This window comes from Aliiglaciecola lipolytica (assembly GCF_018860635.1).
Classification (GTDB): domain Bacteria; phylum Pseudomonadota; class Gammaproteobacteria; order Enterobacterales; family Alteromonadaceae; genus Aliiglaciecola; species Aliiglaciecola lipolytica_A.
The window spans coordinates 142,269-155,402 of sequence record NZ_JAHKPT010000021.1 but is presented as its reverse complement, the minus strand read 5'-3'; the positions used below and the strand labels follow the sequence as shown (position 1 = coordinate 155,402).

Sequence of the window (13,134 nt, the reverse complement as noted above, 5' to 3'; positions counted from 1 at the left end):
TTTATAAACCTAACAGTTTTTAGAAGTAGGTTCTAACTGCGCGCCTTTAATTTAACTATATTAAAAGCGCCCTTCGACTAAACACAAGAAAATTCGTTTTTTTCAACAAATTCAACGGTGTAATTTTCGACTTGTTGTTTAAACTCTTTACTTGAAAAAGTATGATCGGCTTTTGAGATACGATGAACAGTGGTATCACTGCTGTTTAATTTTTTCCATGCCTTATTATTAAGCGTCTGTTGTTCAAACTCTTTTGCTGTCAAATCAACTCCACTCAATACTAAACAAACTTTACCTGTAAATGTTTGTAGGCCCTTTTGCATTTGAGCTTGATAACTTTGTTGTTGATTATCTTGACTCGAAACACTGTCGCTAACAAAACCTTTTGCATCTCCAAGACTGCTAGCCACATTCACTTTTCCACGAATCAGTTTCAACCAAAACTCTTTTGAAAGTAACCTTTGTACATAATAATATTTCAACATTGTTTTGCCCATTGCAGCGTCACTTCTTAACCATGGGTTTAGCAAAAACAAGCCTTTAATACGGCTGTCTTGTGGCGCATAAATCATAGCAGCCGATGCTGCATCACAAAGTCCCCAAATCACAATAGATTCTATACCAAGCTGAGCACACATATGATCACATGCAGCTTTAATATCTTCGTTAATCTCATCAAAAGACTTTTTATCACCTTCGCTGTCGCCCATTCCAGTGTAGTCAAATCTCAACGAAGCAATGTTTGCTTTGGCTAACGCCCGGGAAAGTTGCACAAATTGTCGATGGCTGCCAACACGATACTGAGGGCCTCCGACGACTATAAGTACTGCGGTTTTCAAAGGGGTAGAAGGCTTATGCAAAATCCCCATTAATTGAGCTTCACCACTATTAAAAACCACAGCTGACTCAATACTATCAGGCGTCATCATAATTCTCCCTGTAACGCATTTAGTGTGGGTTGATGCAATTGACTCTGCTCGAATATTTCTGGAATTTGCCAAAAAGCTGAGCCTTCAAAACAAACAATTTTAAGAAATTGTTGATCCCACTCTTTAGTCTGAATATTAACTGCAGGGGTAATTGAGGCACTTGCCAACTCAAACCATGTGACTGGGCAGGGTAAATTTAACGATTTAGATACTTCAAGGTTGTCGATAGAAGCAAGTAGGTCTGAGCTAATTTCATAACCTGCCACCTCAACATTAACACCCGACATTATGCGCTCACGCCAATTGACTTTTTGCTCTCCCTGCATCATTGAGTTTGCTTGTTTTAAACGTAAGAATTGCGTCATAAACTGCTTACCTTTAGTAACAGGTTTCCACAATAGGACATCTTTCACTGGCAAAATTTGGTTAATGGTCTGTAGCTCTCTTAATGCCAACAATCCACCGAAACGTAGCCCCCAAAGAGTAATATTTTCGATACCTAAGGATTTCAGCCACTGCGCGACACAAATGATATTTTCTCGCCAAATAGCAGCATTGACTTGCTCGATTTCTTTTTCACTGTCACCCGTTCCAAGGTAGTCCAGCGCAAAGACGCTGTAGCCTTGTTTGGCTAAAAACAAAGCTTGCTTTGCAACTATTGCTCTACTTAGATTTAGCTCTTCGAAAATAGATGGAAGCAGTAAAATTGTCTTTTGCGGATTTGTTTGCCCATATTGGCTGACAAACAAGTTACCTTCGGCACTAGGTAGGAAATAACCTTTAATCACATTTGCTTCCTATAGGTACATGTTTTTTAAGGAAGATAATAATATCTCATTAGATTTGAAAAGACATCGGCGATGCTAAAACAGTATTAGCATCGCTCTGATAATTCTACTTTATTATCACTTTTTAGTTAACTGAAGCAACAATATAGCAATTTAGCCAAACATACCTTAGCATAAGCCTAGGAATTCTCAGTTTTTCATGAAGAAAAACTATATCAGGCACAGTTTAGCGGAATCACATGGCAGTAAAATTTTTAAAACCCCTTGCCGATGCAAGTCAATTTCCGGCCCCCAGCGTTACAGCCACTCCTAAATTTAGATTGAGCGATTTAGATTTGGCGCAACACACTCAAGGGGATGTAAGGGAAACCACATTTACCCGAAATGGCCGCGGCGCAATAGGTATAGCAGGAACTGCGTTAAGAAAGGAAAATGTAAATAATGTCATTCTCATTCCTGCTTATCACTGCCCTGCGTTAGTTGAACCTTTCATCTGGTTAGGCTACGAAATCCGATTTTATCCAGTACAGGCTGATTTATCTGTCGATATCGCCGTTTTAGAGCAAGCAATGGCAAAAGGAGATATTACCCACTGTGTGGTAGTGAGATATTTTGGATTTGGTCAGAATAACGATGAAGTAATTCAATTTTTACATACTCAGTCGGTAGAAATAATAGAAGATTGTGCCCATTCCTTATTTAGATTTGTCGACCATTTCGCAGATTCAGGTAAACGAGTGCCGGATGTTAGCGCTAGTATCTGCAGCATCAACAAAATATTGCCCACAATAGATGGTGGAGCTTTATATCTAAAAGATAAATATGAAGCAAAATTAACTCATGTCGGCTGGTCAGAAGAAGCTAAAGCTTGCGCATTCATTGTCGGGATCCCGCAAATGCTTGCCAAAGTAAAAAGCCTAGTTAACCAATCTAAACCAGAACAAGTCCCTCAAATCTCGGATCCAGCCGAAGAGGATGCTCACTTACGTTATTTTCAACCAATTGACTTAGCATCTGCGAGTTACCGTCACACTAAAACCATATTCTGTCACAGTAATTTAAAGCATATACGCAAGCAAAGACGTGAAAATTTCGAATTCATTGTAAAAAACATTGATAATCCCGAGGTAGGCAATGCGTTATTCAAGCAATTGAATGATGAAGATATTCCTTACGTTATTCCTTTTTTGCTGCAAGATGAAAAGTACTTTTTTGATTTACGTAAAAAAGGCATACAAATACTTAGGTGGGAAGAAGTTGCGATTAGTGATTGTAAAATAAGTCAAGATTACCGCTCGAGACTTATACAAGTGCCATGTCATCAGCAACTTTCCAACCGACAGCTAAATTTCATTGTCGACACTTTCAATCAATTGCGCCCCTAGGATAGTTATGAATTGGTCAGTTTTAAGTTGTTCTGAATTTTCTACCCATCAACAAGCTTGGGAAGATCTAAATCGTAAAACCATGAATCTAGCGTTTTTTGAACCTGACTTCGTCAATGGGCTAATTACCCACTTTTTTGATGGAAGCGAAAAACTAGTAGTTGCTTACCAAAACGATGAATTGCAACTCGCCGGATTTTTTAAAGCCTTAGGCAAAGGACGATGGGCTACAGCCATGCCCTCGCAATGCCCATTAGGGTTGTTTTTACATCGTGAACAGCACGTTAGTAGTGATCTGATGAAATCATTATGCTCTGCCCTACCAGGTAAAGTAGCAATGTTAGATATGCTACAGATGGATTCCAAATACACCCAGTTCACACCTGCAGATGATTTTGAACTCATGCCTTATATCACTTCGGGTAATCGCCCCATTCCTGAAGATTTTGACAAGTATTTTCAATCACTTGGAAAAAATATGCGGCAGAACTACAACAAAGTGATTAATCGCGCAGCCCGTGCCGAAGATACATTATCTTGGCAAAAAGTAACTAAGCCAGCGGAGGTTAAGCAAGCTATAATCAAGTATGGTGAGCTGGAAAGTAACGGCTGGAAAGGCGAAGAAGGTACAGCTATATCGCCTGACAATACGCAAGGAAAATTCTATCAACAAGCATTAAGTAATTTGGCAGAGCAAGGTAAAGCATGTTGTTGGTATTATTTAATTAATGAAGAAATAGTCGCTGTGGATTTATGTATTCAGCAAGATGACTGTTTAATTATTTTAAAAACCACCTATAACGAACAATTTAATAAACAATCTCCCGCGCTGATGCTTAAAATTGAAATGATAAAGCATTATTCTCAACAAAGAGAACTCGAAGGAATCAATAACATAGAGTTTTACGGTAAAGCGATGGAATGGCATAAGCGACTAGATTCAACGTTAAGGGAAATAGAACACATAACCTATTTCCCCAACAAATTGGTTAAAACGGCCATAAAACTATTAAAACAAGTGAAAAAGTAATTATAAGATTATGAAAAACTCAGTTTCCGTAATTATTCCATTTTATCAACGAAGCATGGGCCTACTTGAGAAAGCATTGCTTAGCGTTGCGCAGCAAAGTGCATTTTCGCAAATTGATAAAGTTATTGTTGTAGATGATGGTTCCCCCATCGGTGCGCGAGAGGAAATTGAGCAACTAAACAACAATCAACCATTGCTCGAAAAAATTCAGTTGATTGAAAAGCCAAACGGTGGCGTTGCGTCAGCTCGAAACGCGGGTATCGATGCGGTATCGGCTGAAGTAAAGTATGTTGCTTTGCTTGACCCCGATGATGTTTGGTTACCAGATCATCTAGAACTTGCTTTGGAGGCTTTAAGATCTGGAAGTGATTTCCACTTTAATAACTTCACACATATTGGCCAAACCGTTGGCGCTTTTGAGCGCGCAGGATACATAACACCAAGTGAACATCCTCCGTTAGACAATGAATACAATCATACTTATAAAGGTGATATTGTTCGCCAGATAACCACTGCCAACGTAATTGGCGCTTCATCAGTGATTTATGACATCAAGAAACACAAAGATTGTCGTTTTAAAACAGATTTTCAATTTGCTGGTGAAGATTATCTAATGTGGCTTGATATTACACGCAATACTGATGGTATTAGTTTTACAAATAAAATAACCACTCACTGCGGTGAAGGGATCAATTTGTTTTCTGGTGCAGCTTGGTGCAGTGCCCATTTAAGCAAACGGTTATTCGATGAAATTAATTATCGCTATTTTTTACTGCAGAATATTGCGATGACAGAGTCTAATCGCCTAAGAGTTGTAGAAATGCTTTTCGACAATCGAAATGCGTATATTGGCAACTTACAATCTATGCTGAAAAGGCTTAAACTCTCCGGAATTGTTTTGCTTTTGAAACACTTTACGTACAATAAACCTTTTCGCGACACGTTTTTAAAACGAATTAAATAGCTGACGTTTAAATGCAACTCACCTGTGGTGACATTTACACTTAGTATTAGGAATATACGTTGAAACTAATAGTACAAATTCCCTGCTACAACGAAGAACATACATTGCCTGCGACATTCAATGATATTCCCAAAACGATTGAGGGAATTGATCAGGTAGAAATTATGATTATTGATGATGGTTCCAAAGATCGAACCATCGAAGTTGCCAAAGAACTTGGCGTAGATCATATCGTTATTAATAAGAATAACAGAGGATTAGCCCGCACCTTTCGTAAAGGTATCGATGAATGTCTTAAATTGGGAGCCGATATTATTGTTAATACCGACGGCGACAACCAATATGCGGGATGGGACATACCTAAACTGATCCAGCCGATACTCGATCATAAAGCAGATGTTGTAGTGGGGGATCGTCGCACTGGACAAATTGACCACTTTTCCGGATTAAAGAAATTTTTACAGCGACTTGGCAGTTTTGTAGTGCGTCAACTTTCTGGAGTAGATGTACCCGATGCAGTAAGTGGGTTCCGAGCCTATAGCCGAGAAGCCGCTCTGCAGTTAAATATTGTATCGCCTTTCAGCTACACCATTGAAGCCTTAATCCAAGCTGGCAAAAAACACATGGCAGTGACATCCGTACCTGTTGACACAAACGAAAAAACGCGGGAATCAAGACTCTTTACCAGCATACCTAAATTTATTGAACGTCAACTAACAACTATTGTGCGCATGTACACCATGTACCAGCCACTAAAAGTGTTCTTTTTTATAGCGTTAACCCTATCCATTCTGGGTTTTATTCCTATCGTACGATTTTTATATTTTTACTTTACCGGTGATGGCAGTGGACATATACAATCACTCATTCTTGGCGGCACCTTGTCAATTTTAGGTATTATTACTTTTTTGATTGCATTGTTAGCTGACCTTATTAATTTTAATCGTCAATTGATAGAACAAAGCCTAGAGAAAATTAGAAGGTTGGAATTGAAATTGATGGAACAAGATAAAGCGAACAAAAAGTAACCATCAGCAAATTTAAAATGGATTAAAATCTCAATCATGGCCATTAAAATCCTTATTTGTGCCTCAACGTTCCCTCGGTTCAAAGAAGATGGGATGGTTGATTTTGTATGGCAACAAGCACGCTATTTAAAAAAGCATTATTCGCATTTTGAAGTTCATGTATTAGTGCCTCATGCGCCTGAATCTTTAAAGCATGAAGTATGGGAAGGTGTGCATATACATAGATATACGTATTTTAAACCTGAGTCAGCGCAGAGCTTAGTCTATCCTGCAATTTGGCCAAATATAAAAGAGAACCCATTTCGCCTTTTACAGGTCCCTTTTTTACTATTGTCATGTTATTTAGCTACAAAAAGATTAGTTAAAACCTATAATTTTGATTTGATTTACTCCCATTGGTTTACTCCTCAAGGTTTGATGTGCAACAAGGTAGCTCGAGACAACAACATTCCCCATACTCTCACGTCCCATGCAGCAGACATAATTATACTTAAAAAAATCCCTTGGTTAGGTCCATTCCTGGTTAAACGTATAATCCCGCAATTTAAAGCCATTTCTTTCGCTGGTAGTCGCGGTAGAGATCAAGCTTTGGCTTTTTTTAACGATGAACAACAAACCGCGATCGCTGACAATAGTCAAGTTCTACCGATGGGCGTTGATTTACAACTTCCGGAACAACAAATTCCAAAGCCGGAGACTACAATTGGTGAAAGTTTAAAATTACTTTTTGTTGGCCGATTAGCTGAAAAAAAAGGGATTACATTCTTATTAAATGCCATGGCCCAAGTAAAGGCCAAAGGTCTGTCGGTGCACTTAGACTTATTAGGTGATGGACCACTGCTCGATACCATACAAAAACAAGTGAAAGCACTTAACTTAGATAACGATGTTAACTTTCAAGGTTTCGTAAACGGTCAAGAAAAGTTTCGGTTTATTCAAAATACAGATTTATTTGTTTTGCCTTCAATTGTAACTGTCGACGGTGATGCTGAAGGCTTACCAGTGAGCTTATTGGAGGCTATGTCTGCCGGTGCACTTTGCTGTGCATCTGATGAGTCAGGAGCTCCAGATATTATTGATGATGGGGAAACAGCGCTGTTATTCAAAGCCAAAAGTAGTGATGCTCTCGCCGCTATTTTTCAACAAGTTGCTAAGATGCCTGAAGTTCAACGGCAACAAATCGCCAAGCAAGCAAAGGCGGCTGGGGAGTCATTCTTATGGGATAACATGATCCATCAACATGCCGATTTTTTGATTTTGCCTTTTATTAATGGAGGCACTGTTGTCAAGTAATTCGAATGACACTCCCCTAGTTTCGGTGGTAATGGCCTGTTATCGGGAGCCTGTCGAATGGTTAGGTCTCGCAATTGACTCAATTTTACAACAAACCTTTATCAACATTGAATTGATAGTCGTGATTGACGACCCTAGCAACCTTAAAATTTGTGATTTTTTAGCACAAAAACAAACCAATGACTCTCGATTAAAAGTACTCAAAAATCAAAAAAACATAGGTTTACCAGCCTCATTGAATAAAGGTATAGAGCAGTCAAAATCGCAGATCATTGCTCGCATGGATGCTGATGACATATCATTACCTGAACGACTGCAAATGCAATTTGAATATTTGCGAGCCAATCCTGATGTGAGTCTTATTGGCTCAGCAATTGAAAACATTGATGATTGCGGGACGTCTCTAGGTATTAGCCACTTTCAGTCCTCATCAGAGGTTATACAAAAAATTATTCCCTATTGCTCAGTAGCTTGCCACCCAACTTGGATGTTTAAAAAATCGATGTTTGATTCAATAGGCGGTTATCGTATGTTGCAGGGTGCGGAAGATTATGATTTTTTATATCGTATTTTAGATGCAGGTGGCAAAATCACTAACTTGGATCGTCCCTTGCTTCAATACCGATTACATGGCGCTAGCATTACCAGTGGTATGAATTTAAAACGTTATAAAGTTCGGCATTATATTAAGGCATTGCATCAACAAAGAGTTACTTCTGGCAAAGATAACTATTCTACCGATGAACTCGAACAATTGTTATCGCAACAACAAGATTCTCCCTTAGTCGCCAGTTTAATAACCAAGCTGCGAAAAGCTGAAGCAAAACATTCGATTACTAGAATTCCATATTTGTTAGCGCTATTTTTCTGTTCCGTGAACGTTAGAGAGCGCATATTGGATCATTTAAAAATACGTATGATTATAAGTACAACAAGAACATGAGCAGTATATCGAAATCACAAAACCAAAGTATTCAAAAATCGAAACGGCTGTGTTTTGTTAGCAGCACATTATCAAATGGTGGTGCAGAAAGAGCACTGAGTAACTTGTTATGTAATATGGATTTAACTCATTTAGAGGTCACAGTTTTACTTCTAAATGGTGTCGTTACCTACCCTGTACCATCATCAGTTAAAATAGTTGATTTGCGCAAACGCTCACCTTTTCATATTCCATTGTGTTTTATTTTATTGATGTACCATTTGCTTAAACTTAAGCCTAAAATAGTGATCAGTGTTTGGTCTTTTCCCAGCTTATTAACCGGTCTGGCAATGTTTTTTACAAGAAGCAAGAGTATTTGGATCCCTAGAATAGCGAATAATCCAGCTGATGAAGAGTTTGGGTGGAAAAAATGGGTTTTTAATTGGCTATACAAAAAGGCGGACGGCTTCATTGTTTTATGCAATGAGTTACGTGATAACTTTATTGCTCATTATCCCTTTTCATCTGGGAAAACATATTTAATACGCAATGGTTTTAACCTCAGTGAATTAAACGGAAAAGCCACTCAATTATCCCCCGACATACTAATACCAAATGAACCTTTCATGGTTTCAGTTGGTTCATTGACAGATCAAAAAAGGCATGACGTACTTTTAACCGCATATGCACAATTGCCAGAAAGTGACCAAATACCTTTGTTGATTTTAGGTGGTGGTCCCTTACACGACAATTTAACGGCGTTGGCCAATAAACTAGGTATTATTAATAAAGTTCATTTTAAGGGGTTTGTTACCAACCCTTATCCGTATGTAAAGCATGCAAAACTTTTTGTATTAGCCAGTGATTTTGAAGGGTTATGTAACGCAGCAATTGAAGCCCAATGTTTAGGGACACCTGCCGTAATAACAAGTTGTCCAACAGGAAATAGGGAAATTGTAGTAGAAGGACAGACCGGGTTCTTGGTGCCCATTGGCGATCCACAAAAAATGGCACAATCCATATCAAAAGCATTAAATCAAAAAACAATTTCGAGCCAAATGAGAATAGACTCAGAACGTTTAGTAAGTGAAAAATATAAAATTCAACGATCGGTAGCGGATATGCATTCGTTAATTGAGGAAATCTGTTAATGCGAGAACTAAAATCTTCATATCCTAATTTATTTATTGTCGGAGCCCCTAAGTCTGGCACTACTGCTATGGCCCGACACTTAGTTGCCCACCCTGGAATCTATACGCCATTGCAAAAGGAATTCACTTATTTTGGAAAAGATCTAGTTCGTTATGCCGAATTAATTACAGAAAAGGCTTATTTAAAATGGTTTGAAGCTTGGAAGGATGAAAAATATGCCCTCGATGCCTCACCCTTTTATTTATATTCAGATTCTGCCCCTCGTGAATTTTTGGAAAAATCCCCTGACGCAAAAATCATTATCATGTTGAGGAATCCGGTGGAAGTAGCTTACTCTATGTACTTTGAAGCTCTATTTGGTAATAGGGAAGACGCAAAAACCTTTGAGGAAGCTTGGGAGCTAGAAAGTAAAAGATTACAAGGAGAGTGTATGCCAACCAACGCACGACTGGAGTATACCACCCGTTATCAAAGCTTAGGTCTATATAGCAGTCACATAACACACTACAGAAACATTTTTGGTGCAGACAATGTACATATTATTTTATTTGATGATTTCAAAGACAATAACCAAGTTTGCTATGAGAAGTTGTTAGACTTTTTAGGTTTGCCTTATATATACCCAGAATCATTTAAAGTACATAACCCAAGTAAAATAGCTAGGTCACCAAAACTCACTCATTTTGTCACGACTCCTCCAAAATGGATGGGAACTGTAGGAAGCTTTATTTTACCTAAAACGACTAGATGGAAAATCAGAGATTTTATTAAAAATAAGAATATGAAAATAGTTGATAAACCTAAGATAGCACCAGCCACAAAAGCGATGTTACAAGCACACTATGCTGAAGAAATTGTTGAACTTGAAAACTTACTAGACCGGAGCCTATCTCAATGGAAATAATCACTCCATCGGCCACAAAAATTTTGTTTGATCTTGCTGCCACTCACCCAGGGGCTTTAGGTTCGATGCATGGTGGGGGGGTTTATGCGGAAGTTGTTTTCGAAAAGTTAGCATCTTTAGTTGAACAAAATACTTTAGATGTGTTTTATTTCGCACATAAAAAAATTGCCCCTAATATTCTTGCACTGTGTCAACAGTACGGCATTGTTGAGCATAAAATTAACACTCGGAGTGATATTCAAACATTAATAGATACGGGAAAATACCATACTCTTTATTCGGCTTTACCATATGAAAACTTCACAGAAACTGATACTCAGAACATTCGATTTTTGTACACTATTCATGGCTTGCGTGAATTGGAAGCCCCCTATTCAGTGCAGCAGTGGCGCTATAGCCTACACTGGAAAAGAATCGTCGAATGGTTGTTTGCAATGTGCTTCACTCAATTATATCTAAAGCGCACTAAAAATCGTTTCAAAGAGTTGTTACAAAAACCTAACAGTCAAATAATAACCATCTCAGAACACAGTAAATACTCGATATTACAACAATTTGGAGATATCGTAAGCGCAGAGGATTTAACTAAACTCTATTCACCATTACTTGATGGCAAAGCAAACACGCAAACTCAAGAAACTTCTCAAAATACGTTTAAGTATTTTTTACTCATTAATGGTAACAGATGGATAAAAAACTCATACCGAGCACTTAAAGCCTTGAAATGTTTTTACGCTTCCAATCCAGAATGCGATGTAAAAACTCTCGTATTAGGTCTAGACAAACCACCTACAGAATTTGCACACGACGATCACTTTATATTTAAGGGATATGTATCAAGAGACGAGTTGGAATCGGCATTCGCTAAAGCCTATGCATTTATTTACCCTTCCTTAAATGAAGGGTTCGGCTACCCTCCCTTGGAAGCAATGAAACACGGCACTCCAGTCCTTGCGTCTGCGGTATCAGCTATTCCCGAGGTTTGTGGTGACGCAGTTTTATATTTTAATCCTTATAATGAATCAGAGATTGCGAACCGAATAGCTGAAGTATATTTTGACAATAACAAGCGCAACGATTTAATTGCAAGGGGTCATAGGAGATTTGAAGAAATAACTACTAGTCAAACTGACATGCTATTGACACTATGTCATATGATTATGCAAAAATCAGGGTAATAATCATGGTCGTTTAATTCGGAAGTCTGAAAAATTGTGAGCATCAACGTTTTAATAAAGACCCGATCTTTGACTTAAACAATACTCTTTCTTGTTTCTGAAGTGCAACGTACCAAAGAGCGAGAATAACTAATCCTCCTCCTACCAATAAACTTATATTTTCACCATCAAATATACTACTTAACCATTCTGTTATCGTGAATAACGTCGCTATCAATATAGGCACGGCGACGGCATCTCTAATCGCAATAATTCGCTCTCTTAAGAGGAATAAAACCCCAATTGAAGCACTAAAAGAAAAGCTCAGACATAAACTGATTGGAGCGCCTTGAAAACCAAAATGTTGTATGCAATAGGGCATACTCGACACCAATAATAGTGCACCAGAAGTATTACAAACTAGCACTCTAATATTGTGACCTAATGATATTTGTACGCTATTCAGAAGATTAACAATAATTGCAGGAATGAGTGTCAACATAATAAAAGCAAAACTCTCACTTGCTAGCATAAATTTCTCAGTGAAAATAAATACTATTAACTGTTGCCCAATTAATGATGCGGCTATATATGCAAAAATACCAAAAACACTAGCCACATAGAGCGCTATTCGACTATATAATTTGAGATTATTTTGATTATTTTCAGCTGATCGGCTCAGTGCAGGTAATGCTGCATTTGAGACGGACGAAAAAATTGTAAGTAACACAATAAATAATTGCATCAGTAAGCTGAAATTACCCAATTGCTCCGAAGTTGTAAATAGATTTTTTGCTTGTACTACCGAGCCATGGAAAAGAAATTGCCCGGCGACCACGGCGACAGCCAATGGTAATAGTTTTATAACGGTTGTTATCATTTTCCGTGGAACAAAAACCAAAGTAACTTTTTTTAAGTTAGAATTAACTAAATGGATACTCACTAAACCTTGAATAACTTGACCAACTGCATGAACTGCAGCGATCAGCAGGATGTTTTCAGTTAGAATTGCAACAGAAATACTAACCAAAATTTCACTTGGCTTAAAAATACGTTCAATTTTGAAAATTAAGTATGTTGCTTCAAACGCTTGGAACATTTGATTTGCCCACAACACCATGCCCTTCCCAATTAACGCCACAGAAAAAATAACGAGCAACGAAGCAATAAATTGATTATCTGCATATATAATACCTAAGGTCATAGATAAGATAGCAACTATGCAAACTGCAGCGATACGAATAGATGCCACTAAATCGACTATGGATTTTACATTCTTTCTATTTTTACCTACCTCTCGAGAAAGCATTGCCCCTAAACCAAGGCCAGTTAGTGGCAAAAACATCAAATACCATGATTGCCCATAACTAAATAACCCATATAATTCAGCACCTAGCATTCGCGCTAAAATCAACATATAAAAAAAGCGCAAACCTTGTGACATGAGCAAAGCCATGTACAAATACTTCGCGTTTTTAAGTATTTTCAATGCCCCTTTATGTGACACTTTGTTCCTCTTGTCATTGTTCAAAAATGGCTAAAATAGTGGGTAAAGTTAACACTTTATTCTGTTAAAGTGTAA

12 protein-coding genes are annotated in these 13,134 nt (G+C 38.0%); 9 read left to right on the top strand and 3 right to left on the bottom strand.

The annotated features are described in order from the left end of the window. Positions 1-77: 77 nt before the first annotated feature. Together KO530_RS09175 and KO530_RS09170 are read right to left on the bottom strand one after the other, a co-directional pair. Entirely contained in the window at positions 78-929 is an 852-nt protein-coding gene (locus KO530_RS09175) for a hydrolase 1, exosortase A system-associated (protein ID WP_252729068.1), read from the bottom strand. After that, the gene (locus KO530_RS09170) at positions 926-1,717 is read right to left on the bottom strand and encodes a hypothetical protein (RefSeq protein ID WP_216048121.1); all 792 of its coding nucleotides are present in this window, start codon (positions 1,715-1,717) and stop codon (positions 926-928) included. The genes KO530_RS09175 and KO530_RS09170 overlap by 4 nt, the downstream gene beginning before the upstream one ends. Positions 1,718-1,956: 239 nt before the next feature. Between KO530_RS09170 and KO530_RS09165 the strand changes: the two genes are divergently transcribed. The 9 genes from KO530_RS09165 to KO530_RS09125 all read left to right on the top strand — a co-directional run bounded on the left by KO530_RS09165 (position 1,957) and on the right by KO530_RS09125 (position 11,573). Beyond that, positions 1,957-3,102 carry a DegT/DnrJ/EryC1/StrS family aminotransferase gene (locus KO530_RS09165; protein WP_216048120.1) on the top strand — a complete coding sequence of 382 codons (1,146 nt, stop codon included), beginning with the start codon at positions 1,957-1,959 and terminating at the stop codon, positions 3,100-3,102. A gap of 7 nt (positions 3,103-3,109) precedes the next feature. Further along, a complete protein-coding gene (locus KO530_RS09160; RefSeq protein WP_216048119.1) occupies positions 3,110-4,132 on the top strand; it encodes a GNAT family N-acetyltransferase in 1,023 nt (340 codons plus the stop codon). A 10-nt stretch (positions 4,133-4,142) separates the two neighbouring features. Then, entirely contained in the window at positions 4,143-5,096 is a 954-nt protein-coding gene (locus tag KO530_RS09155) for a glycosyltransferase family 2 protein (RefSeq protein ID WP_216048118.1), read from the top strand. A gap of 59 nt (positions 5,097-5,155) precedes the next feature. Further along, positions 5,156-6,124 carry a glycosyltransferase family 2 protein gene (locus tag KO530_RS09150; RefSeq protein WP_216048117.1) on the top strand — a complete coding sequence of 323 codons (969 nt, stop codon included), beginning with the start codon at positions 5,156-5,158 and terminating at the stop codon, positions 6,122-6,124. Positions 6,125-6,217: 93 nt separating this feature from the next. Next, complete coding sequence (locus KO530_RS09145) at positions 6,218-7,417, top strand: glycosyltransferase (protein ID WP_252729067.1); 1,200 nt, start codon at positions 6,218-6,220, stop codon at positions 7,415-7,417. After that, positions 7,407-8,360 (top strand): glycosyltransferase, encoded by a 954-nt coding sequence (locus KO530_RS09140; RefSeq protein WP_216048115.1) that lies wholly within the window; start codon positions 7,407-7,409, stop codon positions 8,358-8,360. Before KO530_RS09145 ends, KO530_RS09140 begins: the two co-directional genes overlap by 11 nt. Further along, positions 8,357-9,490 (top strand): glycosyltransferase, encoded by a 1,134-nt coding sequence (locus tag KO530_RS09135; RefSeq protein WP_216048114.1) that lies wholly within the window; start codon positions 8,357-8,359, stop codon positions 9,488-9,490. The genes KO530_RS09140 and KO530_RS09135 overlap by 4 nt, the downstream gene beginning before the upstream one ends. Beyond that, entirely contained in the window at positions 9,490-10,395 is a 906-nt protein-coding gene (locus KO530_RS09130; RefSeq protein ID WP_216048113.1) for a sulfotransferase family protein, read from the top strand. Before KO530_RS09135 ends, KO530_RS09130 begins: the two co-directional genes overlap by 1 nt. Then, the gene (locus KO530_RS09125; protein WP_216048112.1) at positions 10,386-11,573 is read left to right on the top strand and encodes a glycosyltransferase; all 1,188 of its coding nucleotides are present in this window, start codon (positions 10,386-10,388) and stop codon (positions 11,571-11,573) included. The genes KO530_RS09130 and KO530_RS09125 overlap by 10 nt, the downstream gene beginning before the upstream one ends. Positions 11,574-11,616: 43 nt before the next feature. Here the strand turns inward: KO530_RS09125 and KO530_RS09120 are convergent, their stop codons facing one another. Beyond that, entirely contained in the window at positions 11,617-13,041 is a 1,425-nt protein-coding gene (locus KO530_RS09120; RefSeq protein ID WP_216048111.1) for an oligosaccharide flippase family protein, read from the bottom strand. Between the last annotated feature and the right edge of the window lie 93 nt (positions 13,042-13,134).